The 17,043-nt window shown below is 71.9% G+C and carries 12 protein-coding genes; 5 read left to right on the top strand and 7 right to left on the bottom strand.

The features are described from left to right. The first annotated feature begins 11 nt into the window (after positions 1-11). The 3 genes from glgX to STRIP9103_RS11290 all read left to right on the top strand — a co-directional run bounded on the left by glgX (position 12) and on the right by STRIP9103_RS11290 (position 6,096). Positions 12-2,144 carry a glycogen debranching protein GlgX gene (glgX, locus tag STRIP9103_RS11300; protein WP_009308329.1) on the top strand — a complete coding sequence of 711 codons (2,133 nt, stop codon included), beginning with the start codon at positions 12-14 and terminating at the stop codon, positions 2,142-2,144. A gap of 169 nt (positions 2,145-2,313) precedes the next feature. After that, complete coding sequence (treY, locus tag STRIP9103_RS11295; protein WP_009308310.1) at positions 2,314-4,647, top strand: malto-oligosyltrehalose synthase; 2,334 nt, start codon at positions 2,314-2,316, stop codon at positions 4,645-4,647. A 195-nt stretch (positions 4,648-4,842) separates the two neighbouring features. Beyond that, the gene (locus STRIP9103_RS11290; RefSeq protein WP_009308299.1) at positions 4,843-6,096 is read left to right on the top strand and encodes a M14 family zinc carboxypeptidase; all 1,254 of its coding nucleotides are present in this window, start codon (positions 4,843-4,845) and stop codon (positions 6,094-6,096) included. A 106-nt stretch (positions 6,097-6,202) separates the two neighbouring features. Here STRIP9103_RS11290 and STRIP9103_RS11285 read toward each other — a convergent pair whose 3' ends face one another. From STRIP9103_RS11285 to STRIP9103_RS11275, 3 genes are all read right to left on the bottom strand, one after another. Beyond that, entirely contained in the window at positions 6,203-6,631 is a 429-nt protein-coding gene (locus tag STRIP9103_RS11285) for an SSI family serine proteinase inhibitor (RefSeq protein WP_009308291.1), read from the bottom strand. After that, positions 6,628-8,022: a M14 family zinc carboxypeptidase gene (locus STRIP9103_RS11280; protein WP_009308326.1), complete on the bottom strand. Its 1,395-nt coding sequence runs from the start codon at positions 8,020-8,022 to the stop codon at positions 6,628-6,630. Before STRIP9103_RS11280 ends, STRIP9103_RS11285 begins: the two co-directional genes overlap by 4 nt. Before the next feature lie 151 nt (positions 8,023-8,173). Further along, the gene (locus tag STRIP9103_RS11275) at positions 8,174-8,725 is read right to left on the bottom strand and encodes a DUF1707 and FHA domain-containing protein (RefSeq protein ID WP_048820091.1); all 552 of its coding nucleotides are present in this window, start codon (positions 8,723-8,725) and stop codon (positions 8,174-8,176) included. 193 nt (positions 8,726-8,918) lie between these two features. Between STRIP9103_RS11275 and treZ the strand changes: the two genes are divergently transcribed. Further along, entirely contained in the window at positions 8,919-10,664 is a 1,746-nt protein-coding gene (gene treZ, locus STRIP9103_RS11270) for a malto-oligosyltrehalose trehalohydrolase (RefSeq protein WP_009308273.1), read from the top strand. Between the two features lie 22 nt (positions 10,665-10,686). Here treZ and STRIP9103_RS11265 read toward each other — a convergent pair whose 3' ends face one another. Continuing rightward, positions 10,687-11,610 (bottom strand): aminoglycoside phosphotransferase family protein, encoded by a 924-nt coding sequence (locus STRIP9103_RS11265; protein WP_009308262.1) that lies wholly within the window; start codon positions 11,608-11,610, stop codon positions 10,687-10,689. Positions 11,611-11,657: 47 nt separating this feature from the next. Continuing rightward, positions 11,658-12,791: a M24 family metallopeptidase gene (locus STRIP9103_RS11260; RefSeq protein ID WP_009308309.1), complete on the bottom strand. Its 1,134-nt coding sequence runs from the start codon at positions 12,789-12,791 to the stop codon at positions 11,658-11,660. A gap of 202 nt (positions 12,792-12,993) precedes the next feature. Here STRIP9103_RS11260 and STRIP9103_RS11255 point away from each other — a divergent pair, with 202 nt between their 5' ends. Then, positions 12,994-13,749 (top strand): phosphodiesterase, encoded by a 756-nt coding sequence (locus tag STRIP9103_RS11255; protein ID WP_009308343.1) that lies wholly within the window; start codon positions 12,994-12,996, stop codon positions 13,747-13,749. Positions 13,750-13,837: 88 nt separating this feature from the next. Here STRIP9103_RS11255 and STRIP9103_RS11250 read toward each other — a convergent pair whose 3' ends face one another. Then, positions 13,838-14,539, bottom strand: a complete 702-nt coding sequence (locus STRIP9103_RS11250; RefSeq protein ID WP_009308301.1) for a PDZ domain-containing protein — start codon at positions 14,537-14,539, stop codon at positions 13,838-13,840. Between the two features lie 181 nt (positions 14,540-14,720). After that, a complete protein-coding gene (cyc2, locus tag STRIP9103_RS11245) occupies positions 14,721-16,934 on the bottom strand; it encodes a germacradienol/geosmin synthase Cyc2 (RefSeq protein ID WP_009308289.1) in 2,214 nt (737 codons plus the stop codon). Between the last annotated feature and the right edge of the window lie 109 nt (positions 16,935-17,043).

Raw genomic sequence — 17,043 nt, 5'->3', positions numbered from 1 at the left:
GAGTCGTATCCATGCAGGTCTGGCCTGGACAGGCGTATCCGCTCGGCGCGACGTACGACGGCGCCGGTACCAACTTCGCGGTCTTCTCGGAGGCCGCCGACCGAGTCGAGCTGTGTCTGCTGGACGACGACGGCTCCGAGACGGCGGTGGAACTGCGCGAGACGGACGCGTTCGTACGGCACGCGTATCTGCCCGGGGTGATGCCCGGGCAGCGGTACGGCTTCCGGGTGCACGGCCCGTACGCGCCGGAGCGCGGGCTGCGCTGCAACTCCGCGAAGCTGCTCCTCGACCCGTACGCGCGTGCCATCAGTGGCTCCGTGAGGTGGGGCGAGGAGGTGTACGGCTATCACTTCGGGGCGCCCGACAAGCGCAACGACCTGGACTCGGCGCCCCACATGATGACCTCGGTCGTGGTGAACCCCTACTTCGACTGGGGCGACGACCGGCGGCCCCGCACCGAGTACCACCACACGGTGATCTACGAGGCCCACGTCAAGGGCCTCACCATGCGGCACCCCGGCCTCCCCGAGGAGCTGCGCGGCACCTACGCGGCGCTCGCCCACCCGGCGATCATCGAACACCTCACCGAGCTGGGTGTCACCGCGCTGGAACTGATGCCCGTACACCAGTTCGTGAACGACCATCGTCTGGTCGACATGGGCCTCAGCAACTACTGGGGCTACAACACGATCGGCTTCTTCGCCCCGCACAACGCGTACGCCTCCTGGGGCGACCGCGGGCAGCAGGTCCTGGAGTTCAAGTCGGCGGTACGGGCGCTGCACGAGGCCGGGATCGAGGTCATCCTCGACGTGGTCTACAACCACACGGCCGAGGGCAACCATCTGGGGCCGACGCTGTCGTTCAAGGGCCTCGACAATCCGTCGTACTACCGGCTCACGAACGACCCGCGTTACTACATGGACACCACGGGCACGGGGAACTCGCTGCTCATGCGGTCCCCGCACGTCCTCCAGCTGATCATGGACTCGCTGCGGTACTGGGTCACCGAGATGCACGTCGACGGGTTCCGCTTCGACCTCGCGGCCACGCTCGCCCGGCAGTTCCACGAGGTCGACCGGCTGTCGTCGTTCTTCGACCTCGTCCAGCAGGACCCGGTCGTCTCCCAGGTGAAACTGATCGCCGAGCCCTGGGACGTCGGCGAGGGCGGCTACCAGGTGGGCAACTTCCCGCCGCTGTGGACCGAGTGGAACGGTAAGTACCGGGACACCGTACGGGACCTGTGGCGCGGCGAGCCGCGCACGCTGGCGGAGTTCGCGTCACGGCTCACCGGCTCCTCCGACCTCTACCAGGACGACGGCCGCCGCCCGCTCGCCTCCATCAACTTCGTGACCTGCCACGACGGCTTCACCCTGCGGGACCTCGTCTCCTACAACGGCAAGCACAACGATGCGAACGGGGAGGACAACCGGGACGGGGAGAGTCACAACCGGTCCTGGAACTGCGGCGTCGAGGGCGAGACCGACGACCCCGGGGTCATGGAGCTGCGGGTCCGGCAGATGCGGAACTTCGTCGCCACGCTGATGCTGTCGCAGGGGGTGCCGATGCTCAGCCATGGGGACGAGTTCGCGCGCACTCAGCACGGCAACAACAACGCGTACTGCCAGGACAACGAGTTGTCCTGGGTGCCGTGGCCCGCCGGCGGCGACAGTGACGGCGACGGCGAGGTGTTCGGGGATCTGTTGGACTTCACGCGCGCGATGGTGTGGCTGCGGAAGGATCACCCGGTGTTTCGGCGGAGGCGGTTCTTTCATGGGCGGCCCGTCGAGGGGACTCATGACGAGCTGTCCGACATCGCCTGGTTCACGCCCGAGGGGCGGGAGATGACTCAGCGGGACTGGGATTCCACGCAGGCCGGGGCGTTGAGTGTGTTTCTCAACGGGAACGCGATCTCCGAGCCGGGTTCGCGCGGCGAGCGGATCACCGATGACTCGTTTCTGTTGATGGTGAACGCGTCGGCGGCGCCGCTCGAGTTCGTGGTCCCTGTGAACCATGGGCGGCAGTGGCAGGTGGTGGTGGACACGGGGGCCGCGGATGCGGTGCCTGAGGACGGGGCGAAGGTGCAGGCCGGTGAGCGGGTGGCTCTGGTGGACCGGAGTCTTGTCGTGCTTCAGCGGCCCACGTGAGCGTGGGCTGATCGCCGTGGGGGCTTCTGTGTTTGCCGGGTGCGGGTTGTTCGTGGCTGGTCACGCAGTTCCCCGCGCCCCTTCGGGGGCTTCGCTCCCCCTTGAAAGCCGCGGTTGCCCTTGCGTGTCACAGCGCACGAAACATGGTTCTACGGGTACGTAGGTCTGCATGACGCCTGTCGTGCCTGCCGCCACCTATCGGCTTCAGCTGCAGCCCTCCTTTCCCTTCGCCGCCGCCTCGGCCGCCGTGCCGTACATCGCCGGTCTCGGGGTCTCGCACCTTCACCTCTCTCCTGTGCTCGAGGCCGTGCCGGGGTCGGGGCATGGCTATGACGTCGTCGATCACGGGCGGGTGCGGGGGGAACTCGGGGGTGAGGAAGGGCTGCGGGCGTTGAGCCGTACCGCACGGGACCACGGTCTCGGGCTCGTCGTCGACATCGTGCCCAATCACATGGCCATGGTGCCCCGGTACAACCGGGCGCTGTGGGAGGTGTTGCGGGAGGGGCCGGGGTCGGCGTACGCACGGTGGTTCGACATCGACTGGGAGGCTCAGGGCGGGCGGGTGCTGTTGCCGGTGCTCGGGGGGCCGTTGGGTGAGGAGGTCGACCAGTTCGTGGTCGACGGGCGGGAGTTGCGGTACTACGAGCATGTTTTTCCGTTGCGGGAGGGCACCGAGAAGCTGCCGTTGCCGCAACTGCTGGACGCGCAGTGGTATCGGCCCGTGTGGTGGCGGCTGGCGCGTACGGAGTTGAACTACCGGCGGTTCTTCAGCATCTCGGAGTTGATCGGGGTGCGGGTGGAGGAGCCGGAGGTGTTCGACGCGACGCATGCGAAGGTTCTGCGGCTGCTGGACGAGGGTGTGATCGACGGGCTGCGGGTCGATCACCCCGATGGGCTCGCCGATCCGGACGCGTATCTGCGGCGGTTGCACGAGGCGAGTGGGGGGCGGTGGACCGTCGTCGAGAAGATCCTGGCCGAGGGTGAGTCGCTGCCGGCGGGGTGGCCGGTCGCGGGGACCACCGGTTACGACGCCCTGCGGCATGTCGACGGGTTGTTCGTGGATCCGGCCGGGGCCGGGGAGCTGTTGGGGCAGTACCGTCGGTTCGTCGCCGCGCAGGGCGATCGGGGTGGGCACTGGGAGTCGACGGTGCGGCGGGCCGCCCATCGGGTGCTCTCGCACGAGCTGGCCACGGAGGTGGAGCGGCTCACCCGGGTGGCGCACCGGTTGTGCGAGCGCTCCCCAGAGCTCACCCTGCGCGACCACGCGCCGTGGGCGCTGCGCACCGCGCTGTGCGAGCTGCTCGTACGGATGGAGGTGTATCGGCCGTACTCCTCCCAGGACGCCTCCCTCGTCGTCACCGAGGAGGCCGCCGCCGATGCGCGTACGGCGTTCACGGTGCCCGAGGAGGCGCGGTCGGTGGATGTCGTACGGGATCTGGTGCTGGGGCGGTACGGGGACGGGCCGGAGCAGGTGGAGTTCCGGACGCGGTTCGCTCAGACGTCGTCGGCGTTGCGGGCCAAGTCCGTGGAGGACACGGCGTTCTACCGGTATGTGCCGCTGCTGTCCGCGAATGAGGTGGGCGGGAATCCCGGGAGTCCGGCCGTGGCCCCGGCGGACTTCCACGCGTACTGCGCGCGTGCACAGCGGGACTGGCCGGCCACGGGGACGGTGCTGTCGACGCACGACACCAAGCGCAGCGCGGATGTGCGGGCGGCCATCGCGGTGCTCGGCGAGTGTCCCGAGCGGTGGGCCGACGCGTTGGCGGAGGTGACGCGGGACGGCGCGGGTGTACCGGATCCGCAGCTGGCGTGGGCGGCCTGGCAGACGGCGTTCGGGCTCGGTCCCGCGGACGAGGAACGTCTTCAGGGCGCCCTGTTGAAGCATGTGCGGGAGGCGGGACTGCACACCTCCTGGACCGAGCAGAACCCGGCGTACGAGCAGGCGGTGGCCGACTTCGTGGCCCGGGGGCCGGCGGTGGACACCCGGGTGAGGGAGGGGCTGCGGGCCGCGCTGGAGCCCCATGCGCGGGCGAACGCGCTGGGCGCGGCCCTGGTTCAGCTGACCATGCCGGGGGTGCCGGACGTCTACCAGGGCACGGAGGGCGAGTACCGGGCGCTGGTGGACCCGGACAACCGGCGGCCCTTCGCGCCTCAGGAGGACAGCTCGGAGAAGTTCCGGCTCACGGTGGCCGCGCTGCGGTTGCGTCGGCGGCGCCCCGAGCTCTTCGGGGACACGGCGACGTACGCTCCGCTGACGGCCGAGGGGGCGAGGGCGGCCCACTGTGTGGCCTTCGTGCGGTCGGGTGCGGTGCTCTCGGCGGTCACGCGGCTGTCGCTGCGGCTGGCGGAGGCGGGGGGCTGGGCGGACACCGAGCTGGCGCTGCCTGCGGGGCGGTGGGTCGACGTGCTCGGCGGGGAGCGGGAGTTCGCGGGGCGGGTGCGGGTGGCGGAGCTGTTCGAGGTGCTGCCGGTGGCGCTGTTGGAGCGGGTCGACGCCGGGTAGTCGTCACTTCCATGCCGGGTGGCGGGTAGTCCCGTGACCTCCGCGCAGGGTGGTGGTGACTCCCGCGCCGTGTGGTGGTCAATGCCACTGGGCGCCCCTTGGAGCCGCCCCTTCCACGGGCGGACACTGCGTTCAGTCCCCGCGCTCGACCCGGTCGGGTTCGTGGGACCGCCATGTCAGGTGGACGGAACGGGGGTGGGTCTCCTGTCGGAGCTCGGTTATCCCACAGTGGTGGAACTGGAGTCGTCGGCGCGGGCCTTGACTGCGCGTCGGCCCAGTCTGTGCGCGCTGAGGCGGATCGGTGTCTCGCGCGCGGGCCGGCCGCTGCGGCTGCTGTCCGTGGGACGCGCGAGGCGTGCCGTCCTGGTCGTCGCGGGTGCTCACGCGAACGAGCCGACCGGCGGCTCCACCGTGCTCGAACTGGCCGAACGGGTAGTACGTCAACGGGAGTTACGGACCGGAGTCTCCTGGCACTTCGTGCTGTGCGCGGACCCGGACGGGGCGAGCCTGCACACGACTCCGGCGCCGCGCACCCTCCTCGACTACCACCTGGGCTTCTTCCGGCCGGCCGGTCCCGAGCAGCCGGAGTGGTCGCCGTCGGTGCTGCCGCCGGACCGGCTGCCGCCCGAGACGCGTGCCCTGCTGAAGGTCATGGACGAGCTGCGGCCGTACCTCCAGGTGACCCTGCACGGCACCGATCTCGGCGGCAGCTGGGTGCAGTTGACGAAGGATGTGCCGGGGCTGGCCGAGCCGTTCGCCAAGTCGGCGGCCGAGCTGGGCATACCGGTCGAGATGGGCGCCTCCGACGCCGCCGGCTGGCCCGTCTCCGGTCCCGGTGTGTTCGTCATGCCGCGCCCCGGCGCCTACGCGGCCCACGCCGGCGTGCCGGACGACGCCCGGCACAGCACCTGGTACCACGCCCACCGGTACGGCGGTCTCACCGCGGTCGTGGAGGTACCGATGTGGGCGAGCGACCAGGTGGACGACACCGCCCCGCACCCCGCCCCGGCGGCGGCGCTCCGGCATCTGGCCCGGCGGCTGCTGGCCGAGGCGGGCGAGGTGGAGCGGGTTCTGGCCGAGGCGCTGCCCCGGCTGCCGGGTCCGGAGGGGCCGTTGCTGCGGGCCGCCCGGTGGGCGCTGGCCCTGGTGCCCGGGCTGGCCCGCGACTGGATCGACGGGCCGCCGCAGGACGTCTCCATGGCGTACGTGGGCAGCGTCGACGCCTTCGGGCGCCGGCTGTCGCTGCGGGCCGCCGCGATGTCGCTGCGCGTGCTGAGAGAGGCCGACGACCCCGGGGCGCCCCTGCTCGAAGAACTCGTCGCAGAGTGGTGTGACTCTTTTGCCGACCGCTTCCGGGCCCGGTGGGTGCCGTTGCGGGACCAGGTCGAGCTCCAGGCTCGAACGGTGTTGGCAGCGGCGCTTCATGCGCGGGGTGACATGGTGGCTTGATCGCCCACTGGGGTGCCGCGATGGGTCGCTCCGGGCGGGTGCGGCGGCGTCGTGGCTGGGCGCGCCCCCTCGGCGGACCGGCACATCGATACAGCCCGCGCCCCTTTCAGGGCGCCGCAGGACTCTCATCCGACAGGGCGAACACCGCCCCCGTTCTCGCCGTCAGTACGCACCCGTTCGCGAACGTCTGCTCGTACGTCACCTGTCTGCCGTTCCACTCGCCGCGGGCCGTCGCGCGGATCGGGGCGTAGATCTGGGTGCAGATGGAGTTCTTGTGGGGGATGCGGTTGATGTCCCCGTCGGCGTCGCGGAGTTCCGCGCAGGCCTGGGCGGCCCGGGTGTGGCCCTGGGGTGGGTCGCAGAGGAGGAGCGCGCTTCGGATGGCGCCGGCCTGGGCGCCGTCGCGGGTGAGGGAGACGTAGAGCCAGTTGCCCGGGAAGGTGGACTCGGTGTCGGCCGGGGCCGAGGCACCGACCGTGAGGAGTGCGAGGGTCGCGAGGACGGCGTGGCGTACGGCGTGGGTGGTGTGTGTCATTCCCGGTGCATCGGCACGGCGGGCTCGGAACTCCAGTCCGGCTCACCCGAACGGGAGCCCACAGGGGAATCCACCACGGTGGTCTCTTCTCGTTCGCGCTCCGCCGCCAGTTCGAACGCGGCGAGGACCACGTGGGTCTGGTACTGGGCCTGGCGGGTGACCGGGATCCAGCGGGCCCCGTAGCCGTCGCGGTAGTCGGCGCACCAGTCGTCGATGAGCCGGTCCAGCTCGGGCAGTACGCCGGCGGGGTCGCGTCCGGCGCGGGTGACCAGCTGGTGCAGCAGGCCGGCGGTGCGCAGGGCGACGCGGCGGCCGGAGATGCCGAGGGTGGTGAGGCGGGCGGTGTCGAGCGGGGGCAGTGGTCGGGCGGTGCCGTCGGGGACGTCGGGGTCCCAGGAGTCGGCGAGGCCGGGGCCGACCAGTAAATAGTCGTCGACCGGGGCGAGGAGGCGGGCGGCGTCCGGGCCGGCGCTCACCGAGGGGCGTATGCGGGCGAGGATGTCCTCGAGGAGCCGGGTGTCGTGGCGGAGCGTCCGGCTGACGGTGCGCAGGACGGCGTCGGGGTCGGGGCTCGGGGAGCCGTCCTCCACCGCGGTCACGCCCCACATGGGGGCCTCGACGACGGCGGTGACCGTGCCGTAGCGGTGCGGGTGGTACCAGGTGGACTCGACAGCGGCCTCGGTGATGGCGGCGGCCAGGTCACCGCGGCGCGGGGGCGGGATGCGGTAGACGGCGGGGCCGAGGCGCGGCCAGTACAGGGTGTCGTACGGGCCGAGCTCGCGCGGGATGCCGAGGTGGGCGGCGGTGTGGGCGACGCGCTCGGCGAGGCCGGGCAGTTCGCGGGTCAGCTCGACGAAGCCGCCGCCGACGTCGACGCCGTGCAGCGAGCACTGGAAGAAGGGGCGCAGCTCGTCCTGGAGGTCGAGCAGGACGCGGGTCTCCGGCAGGACGGCCCCGGCGGCGCCGTCGGGCAGCCACTCGGGCTGTTCGAGGAAGCCGGGGCGGAAGAAGTTACGGAAGTAGTGGCCGAGGGTGTACGGGCCGGACAGCCAGCCCTCGTTGCGGTGGGAGCCGTCGGGGTCGAGGCAGAGCAGCAGGTTCCAGGTGGTGTCGGCGTCCTCGGTGAACCGGCGGTCGGCCAGGGCCCGTTCGGCGAGGCGGAGGACGGTGGCGCCGCCCACGGGTTCGTTGGCGTGCGGGCCCGCGACGATCAGGGCGTGGCGGCTGCCGTGGCCGACGGACAGCAGCCACATCGGTGTGCGCGCCCGTGAGGTGCCCACGCGGCGCAGTCGGGCGCGGTGCGGATGTCGGGCGACGAGTGTCGCGGCGCGGGCGGACAGTTCGTCCACGGTCGGGTAGCGGAGAAGTGGCGGCAGGGCACACCTCCCCATGGGTGATGCCGTCGGTTCACCTCATGTACATGGTGTACGCACAGTCAGTCATGGCCGAGAACGTACGTCAACACCTTGGATGGGAAGGAGAGTTGAGAAACTCGCTGGGTAAATCCCAGGCCAGAGCTTTGTGGTGGGTCGGATGGGCGGGTCAGTCGGAGGAGAGGCGGAACGCCATGCGGCCGAAACTCACCTGGTCGCCGTCGCGGACGACGGCCGCGCCGATGACCCGTCGTCCGTTGACGGTGGTGCCGTTGGTGGAGCCGAGGTCGCGCAGGATCCACATGCCGCCCTGCCGGGTCAGCTCGGCGTGGACGCGGGAGACCGTCTCGTGGCTGAGCCGGAGCCCGTTCGCCGGGTCGCGGCCTATGCGCAGGGCGTGGCCGCTCGCCGGGTGCGGCAGTTGGAGCTTGGGGAGCCGCTCGGCCTGCCAGGCGCGGCGCAGTTTCACCCCGAAGCCGGAGATGGCGCCGACGGTGCCGAGGACCAGCCGGGACCAGCGGTTCTCGACGGGCAGATCGGCGGTGAGCGCGGCGAGTTCGTCGGAGCGGCGGGCGATGAGCGCCAGCTCCATGCGGCGGATGAACGTGTCGTGGGACAGCCGGCCCAGGGCGACGCCGTCACGGAGCACCCTCAGCGCGCGGTCGCGCTCCGCGTCCGACAGCCGCGCGGGGTACGTGTGGAACTCGAAAGACGACGTCACGCAGGTGATTGTCGGTCAGTGGGGCCGGGGTGTCCAGAAGACGCGTAAACGGTGACCATCTGCGGACACTCCGGTGGACATGAGCGGCAAACTCACCGTTCCGAAGGAGAATTGATCCCGTTTGCCGCACGATGGACGGGCTACCTCCTGACCACCCGACCATCACGACCGGCAGCCGAGGGAGAACCGTTCCGTGCAGTTCGAGGTGTGGGCACCGCAGGCCGACCGTATGACGCTCCACCGCGCGGGCGCCGTGCATGCGATGGAGCGCGATCCGGAGCGCGCGGGCTGGTGGATCGCCGAGGCGGAGGCGACGGACGGGACGCGCTACGGGTTCGCCGTCGACGACGGCCCGGTGCGCCCCGATCCGCGCTCGCGCCGCCAGCCGGACGGCCCGGACGGGCTGAGCGCGGTCGTCGACCACGGCCGGTACACGTGGCGGGCGCCATGGGCGGGGCGCGGGCTGCCGGGCGCGGTGCTGTACGAGCTGCACGTGGGCACGTACACGCCCGAGGGCACCCTGGACGCGGCGGCCGGGCGACTCGGGCACCTGTCCGAACTCGGCGTCACCCATGTGCAGTTGATGCCGCTGTGCCCTTTCCCCGGGACCCATGGCTGGGGCTACGAGGGCGTGTCCCTCTGGGCCGTGCACGAGCCGTACGGCGGCCCGGAGGCCCTGAAGCGGTTCGTGGACGCGGCGCACGAGCTGGGCCTCGGGGTCGTGCTCGACGTGGTCCACAACCACCTGGGTCCTTCCGGCAACTACCTGCCGGTGTTCGGCCCGTACTTCACCGAGCGGCACCACACGCCCTGGGGCGCGGCCGTCAACCTGGACGCGCCCGGCTCGGACGAGGTGCGGGCGTACTTCGTCGGCAGCGCGCTCGCGTGGCTGCGGGACTACCGGCTCGACGGGCTGCGCCTGGACGCGGTGCACGCGCTGCGGGACACCCGCGCGTACCACTTCCTGGAGGAGCTGTCGACGGCGGTGGACGTACTCGCCGCCGAGGTGGGGCGGCCGTTGTTCCTGATCGCCGAGTCCGACCTCAACGACCCCCGGCTCGTCACCTCGCGCGCGCAGGGCGGCCTCGGGCTGCACGCGCAGTGGAACGACGACTTCCACCACACGCTGCACACCACCCTGACGGGTGAGTCGCAGGGCTACTACGAGGATTTCGCGCGGGCCGGGCTGGCCGGGCTGGCGAAGACGGTGACCGGCGGTTTCTTCCACGACGGCACGTACTCGTCCTTCCGAGGCCGCCGCCATGGCCGCTCCCTGGACCGTACGCGGGTCTCCGCGCACCGGCTGCTCGGCTATGCCCAGACCCACGACCAGGTCGGCAACCGCGCCCAGGGCGACCGCCTCTCCGCGTCCCTCTCCCCCGGGATGCTGGCCTGCGCGGCGACGCTGGTGCTCACCGGGCCCTTCACGCCGATGCTCTTCATGGGCGAGGAGTGGGCCGCCGGTACGCCCTGGCAGTTCTTCACCGACCACACCGATCCGGAGCTGGCGGAGGCGGTACGGCGGGGGCGGCGGCGGGAGTTCGCGGCGCACGGGTGGGCCGAGGAGGATGTGCCGGATCCGCAGGACCCGGCGACCCGTGACCGCTCCTGCCTCGACTGGTCCGAGCCCTCGCGCGAGCCCCATGCCCGTGTCCTCGCCTGGTACCGCGAACTCATCGCCCTCCGGCACGCCCATCCCGACCTCTCCGACCCCGACCTCGCCGACGTCAAGGTCACGTACGACGAGGAGGCCCGGTGGTTCGGTTTCCGGCGGGGGGATGTACGGGTCGCCGTGAACCTCGGCGAGGCGCCGGCCGCGATTCCGTTGGGGGTGCCCCGTGCGAGGGTGCTGGCGGCCTGGGAGCCGCTGGAGGGGCCGGCGGCGGACGGGGTGCTGACCTTGGGCGGGGAGTCGTGCGTGGTGCTGACGGTGCCGTGAGCGGTGGCAGCCGCGAACAGGTTCAGTCCTCGCCGCTCAGATCCGTCACCCTCTCCAGCAGGATCGCCTCCCACGCGCGCCGCAGGCGATCCCGCAGGGCCGGTGGCGGGGCGGCGGCGCCGCCCCGGACGGCTCCCGCGAGAGCGATGACCGTGTCGCAGCGGGCCAGCCACAGCCCCCGCAGGCAGGGGCGGGCGCCGTATCCCGCGAGGGTGGCGGCGCGTACGGCGGCGGGGGAACCGACGGCCGTGGCAAGGGCGGCGATGTCCTCCGCGGGGTCGCCGAGGACCGCGTCGGCCCAGCCCAGAACCCCGCGCACCCGACCATCGGCGCTGACCACAAGGTGCTCGCCCCGAAGGCCGTGGTGGACGAGAACGGCGCCGGACGCGGTCAGTTGCGCGGCGTTCGCGGGGGTGAGCTGCCCGAGCCGGGCGGCGTTGAACTCGTCGGCCTCCGCGAGGTCCCGCGCCGCGCGCACGGCGGCCGTGCGCAGGGCCTCCAGCGAGCGCGGCGCCAGCCGCGGCATCCCGAGCGCCTCCACCTGCCTCAGCGGCACCTCGCGCAGCCCCGTGAGGAGCCCCGCCAGATCGGCCTCGCCCACGGCCGACACGTCGTGCACGTGCGCGGTCGTCCCCGGGATCCTGGTGTCGAGCGTGCAGGTGAGCCCACCGGACCACTCGCCGTGCGCGACGCTCACCGGGACGGCGACCCCGACGTGCGGCCGGACCAGGTCCCGTAGCCGCAGTTCCCGCCGCTGGCGTACGACGGCGTGCCGGTCGGGGGCGAGCCGCAGCACATGGCGGCTGCCGACCCACCAGGTGCGCGACCCGCCCGCCTCGGTGAGGGGCCGCACATCCGGTTCCTCACCGCCCCCACCCCCGCTCTTCAGCAGGGAGCGCACGAGTCGGCGGACGGTGTCCGCGGTGGGTGTCGGTGCCTGGGTCATGGTCGCGCCGTTGTCGTCCGGAGGGTCGTTCGGGGTTCGGGGGCTCCTCAGTCCACTATCGCCATTTCGCGCGGGGTGTTGTTGAGGCGTCGGCCGCCGTCCTCCGTGACCGTCACGATGTCCTCGATCCGCACCCCGAAGCGGCCCGGCAGATAGACGCCGGGTTCGACCGAGAAGCACATGCCGGGTACGAGGGGGCGTTCCTCGCCCTCGACCATGTACGGCGGTTCGTGCGTGGTGACGCCGATGCCGTGCCCGGTGCGGTGGATGAACCGGTCGCCGTACCCGGCCTCGGTGATGACCGCGCGGGCGGCACGGTCCACGTCCTGGCAGGCTGCGCCCGGCCGTACCGCGCGGCAGCCCGCCTCCTGGGCGGCCCGCACGATGTCGTGCACCTCGCGCTCCTCGGGGTCCGGTTCGCCGACGTGGACGGTGCGGGAGGTGTCGGAGCCGTAGCCGTCCTTGAGGCCGCCGAAGTCGAGGACGACCATGTCGCCGCGCCGGACGACCCGGTCGCCGGCCTCGTGGTGCGGGTTGGCGCCGTTCGGGCCGGAGGCGACGATGGTGAAGTCGACCTGGGAGTGCCCGAAGCCGCGCAGCAGCTCGGCGAGATCGGCGGCGATCTCGTTCTCCCGCCGACCGGCGAAGCGAACCTTCCGGATCTCCTCGTACGCCGCGTCGGCGGCGGCGCCGGCGGCCGCCATCCGCTCCAGCTCGGCCGCGTCCTTGACGGCCCGCAGCATCGGCAGGCTCTCGCCGATCCCGACGTACGCCGTGTCCGGCAGCCGTCGCTGCAGGCCCAGCAGATGCAGCGCCCAGGCGTTGTCGCTGACGCCGAACCGGCCACGCGGGCCGAGGACGGAGACGGCGGCCTCGTACGGGTCCTTGCCGTCGGCCCAGTCCCGCAGGGTGAGCGCGGGTCCGCCGGGTGCCTCCTCGGCGTCCGGGGCCTCCAGCGCGGGCACGACCAGCACCGGGTCCGAGCCGTCCCGCAGTACGAGCAGGGTGAGCCGCTCGGTCTCCGGTGGCCGGTACCCCGTCAACCACACCAGATCCGGGCCGGGCGCGACCAGCAGCCCGTCGAGCCCGGCGTCCGCGGCGGCCCGCGCCGCCCGCCGCATCCGGGCCCGGTAGTCGTCGGTGGTGAAGGGCGCGGGCCCTCCGCCGGCGGGACCGGTCATCCATGCCTCCCTGTGCTCGGAGCTCCCTGGGGCTACGGGGAGCATCCTGCCCCTCCGCCGCAGCGCACGCGAGCCGATTGCGGTATGGCGTCAACCGCCATGGAAACCTAATGGTTGAGGATTGCACACCCATTAGAGCTAATGCTTAGATTCATGCGTTCCATTAGGGCATGGTTAGCGGGCCAAGGGGAGGCGTACGACGATGCTCGTACTCGCGCACATCAGTGATCTGCATCTGGACGGAACCGAAAGGGCGACCAGGCGTGCCGAGCGCGTACGGGATCTGCTGTGGGAGCTGCCGGGACGAGTGGACGCGTTGCTGGTGACCGGGGACATCGCGGACCACGGCGCGGAGGACGAGTACGAGGAGGCGGCGCGCATCCTCGGTCTGCGCGAGGGCGGCGCCCCCTTCCCGGTGCTCACCTGTCCGGGCAACCACGACAGCCGGGCCGCCTACCGCAAGGCGCTGCTCGGGGAGCCCGCCGCCGAGGGGCCGGTCAACAGCGTGCACGTCTTCGCGGACGCTGCCGTACTGATGTGCGACTCCAGCATTCCCGGGCGGGACGAGGGCGAGCTGGACGCGCAGACGTACGCCTGGATCGAGGAGACGCTCGACAGCCTCGACGGCGACCAACCGGCACTGCTCGCCTTCCACCATCCGCCGGTCGCGCTGCACCACCCGCTGCCGGACGAGTACCGGCTGGGACGGCCCGCCGCGTTGGCCCGGCTGATGCGGCGCCGACCGGAGATCGCGGGGCTCATCACCGGGCACGCCCACACACCCGCCGCGACCGTCTTCGCGGGACGGCCGCTCGTCGTGGGGCCGGGGGTGACCTGGACGCTGCGGCTTCCCTGGGAGGGCGAGCAGGTCGCCGACCGCGAGGCGCCGCCCGGGCTGGCGTTCCATGTGCTGGACGACGAGGGGCGCTTGACCAGCCACTTCAGGGTGGCGGCGTAGGCCGTGGCAGGGGTCGGCGCACGACCTGCCGGTCACCGGCCGCCGGCTGCCTCGACGGGCGGCCTCCACACACTCCTGCGCGGGCTCCTCAGGTGACCACTCCGGGGACCGCCGCCAACTCCTGACGGCCGCCGTCCGCGTGCCGCACGACGAGTTCCACCGCCACCCCGGGGCGTGCCGTGGCGATCGCCCGCGCGAGGTCGGTCGCCGATCGGACCCGGATTCCGGCGAACGCGGTCACGACATCACCACGGACCAGACCCGCCGTATGGCCGGGGCCGGGGACGTGGACGCCGACGACCCGCGCGCCTCTGACTCCGGAGGCGTCGACGACCTCGATGCCGAGGGCGGGGCGTACGGCGTCACCACCGGCCGACGGCACCGGGCTCCCGTCACCGGCAGCCGACTCGGTGACGGGCGTGGACGGGCCGGCCTGCGCCTGGCCGCCGCCGCCCGGCCGAGGGGAGGCTCCGGGCGGCGGCGAGCCCTCGCGCAGCTCCGCGAGTCTGCTCAGGCCGATCACCGTGGCGCCCATCGTGCCGAGCCCGATCCCCGACAGGAGCAGGATCACGCAGCCGAGCAGAGCGAACAGCAGGGTGGTCAGCCGCTGCCGGGCCCGGCGCGGTGCGGCGTGCGGGCGCCGGGCGGGGGCGGACGCACGGCGTCCCTCGGGCTCCCGGCCCGGCATGGGCTCGGGTTTCTGCGGGGTCGGTGCGGTCGGTGCGGTCGGTCCGGCCTGTGCGGTCGGCCCGGTCTGTGCGGTCGGCCCGGTCTGTGCGGTCGGTTCCATGGTTCGCCTCCGGCAGGAGGCATACGGTGCGCCTCCGGCAGGACAGCTACCCGGCGCACGACGGTGCGACGAGCCACGAAAGAGTGACACTGACACCCCGTCACATCGCGTACCGCCGCCCGCACCCCTTCGTCCGGGCGCCGACCCGGGCCGCGGTCGAGCACGTGACCCGGGTGGCATGTCAGCCGGCGTGAACCGGGGCCGGCCTGAACGGCAGCGCCGGTGGCCGGTCCGGGACGAAGCCATGGGCGCGGCGGGCCAGGAACTCGGGCTTGTAGCGGTCGACCCGCTGGTGCCAGTTCAGGATGCCGGCCAGCCAGTTCTCCAGGTCGGTCACATAGCCGGCCATGATCGCGCGCGCCTCGTCCGACAGCTCGAAGTCGTCGTAGACCACGGGCAGTTCATGGGCGACGACATGCTCGAACTGCTTCATCCGCTGCGTCATCAGGTCGTGGACCACCCCGAGCGCGGTCGGATAGTCGCAGCCGAAGAAGTTCTGCACGACGAGGATCGCGTTGTGGACCTCGCCCTCGTACTCGATCTCCTTCTGGTACGAGAAGACGTCGTTGATGAGGCACCCGTAGTCGATGGCGGCGTTCTCCAGGGAGCGGACGGGGCCGCTCTGGTAGACCTCGGGCGGGATCTGCGGGCCGTGGCCCATCCGGCACATGCTGAGGGTGAGGTCGGAGCCGAAGGTGGCGCGCCGCATCTCCAGATAGTCGATCGGGTCCGGGATGCGGTGCTGGAGCTGGTTGAGCACCTCCCACACCCAGCTCTCGGTCATCTTGTCGACCGACTCCTTCAGGGTGCGCCGCTGGTCGGGGGGCATCTCCGCCGTCGTACGCGCCCAGAGGTCGATGAGTCCCCGTTCCATCCCGTTGACCGGGACCGGGACCTCCTCTCCCTCGATGGGCATGCAGTCGGACAGCCGGGCCGTGGTCAGCCTCGCGGCGGCGAGGTCACGGCGGTGACCGAAGACGAGCGGGTAGTAGTCGTCGCCGTACGTCCCCCAGGCCAGCCACTGGGAACTCAGGTCGAGCGCCTCGGGTGTGGCGTCCGGGTCGAGGCCGGCGGAGCACAGGGGGAGGTCGGCCGCGGCCAGCCTCTCCTCGTCCCAGACGCCCTCGCTCAGCATGCCCATCGCGTGCATCCAGGGGACGAGGCGCTCGCGGGCGCCGTCCAGATGCGGGCAGATCTCGACCTTGAACGGCATGTAGAAGTCGGGCAGCCGGGACGGTCCGACCTTCTGGTACGGCGTGTGCGTGTGGGCGCGCAGCCGCTGCGCCGCCGCCGACGCGAGCAGGGCCCCCATGTCGGCGGCGGAGGTGCCGAAGTCGGCCTGCGCGACGAGCGCCGGGCCGGAGAGAACGGCGCCGCCGAGGTCGAGCGGGCCGCGCGAGCCCGCCGCGCCCTTGTTCATATAGCGGCTCGACCGCATGTGCCACTCGTGGCCGCCGGACTGCCAGTCCTGCAGCCCCTTCGTGTACGCCGCCACGGCCGCGACCTCGGCCGGGGTGAGGCCCTTCTCCAGCGCGAGCGCCGGTACTTCGACGAGCGCGGTGTTCTCGAACTGGTGCAGCCGGGAGGTGAGGATGTCGTTGACCATCTCGGCGGCCTGCTGCGTACCGCAGTCGAAGAACGTCTCCAGGACGAGTACGCCGTTGCTGTTCTCGCCCTCGTCCTCGACCTCCCGCTGGTACGAGAACAGGTCGTTGCGCAGATGGACGGCGTCCGAGAAGGCCTCCATCAGGACCCGCAGCGGGCGGGACCCGGCCACGGACGCGGGGACCTCGGCGGTGGCGTACTCGACGAGGCCGGCCGACCAGGGGGCGCCGCCGACCTTCCGGCGCATCTCGATGTACTCGACGGGGTTGGCGATCCTCCCCTCGTTGATGTTGGACAGCTCCCACATCGACTCGTTCAGCAGATGCTCCGTCGCCACGGCGAAACGGCGGCGCCAGTCCATCGACATCGCCGGCACCGTGCGCGCCCACAGGTCGGCGAGACCCGCCTCCACCGGGTTCTGCGGTTCCGGTACGGGGGCCGACAGGTCCAGCGGCATGAAGAGCGGGAGGCGGTCGAGGTGGGCCTTGCCGCCCGCGCGGTCCTGGGAACGCTTGAAGAGTTCCAGGAAGTGGTCGTCGAAGAAGAACACCCACACGTACCAGTCGGTGATGAGCGAGAGTGCCGGGCCGTCGCAGTCGGGGTGGGTGTAGGCGCACAGCAGGCCGTAGTCGTGCGCGTCCAGGTCCGACTGGTCCCAGACGCCGGAGCCCTCCAGCATGCCCATCTGCCGGGCCCATGCGGACGAGTGGGCGCGGGCCTCTTCCAGGTGGGGGTTCAGGCGGGCGGGATATGGCATGTAGAAGTGCGGGAGTTCGAACGGCTGCGTCATGGGCGGGGCCCTACCCCTGGGCTCCGGCCGGCATCCGGATGGGGGTACATGATCACACCATCGCGTGAATCCGGGCGGCGTTTCTCGCCCCCGCCACGCCTTCCGACTC

The organism is Streptomyces ipomoeae 91-03 (assembly GCF_000317595.1).
Classification (GTDB): domain Bacteria; phylum Actinomycetota; class Actinomycetes; order Streptomycetales; family Streptomycetaceae; genus Streptomyces; species Streptomyces ipomoeae.
This window is presented reverse-complemented; position numbering and strand designations above follow the sequence as displayed.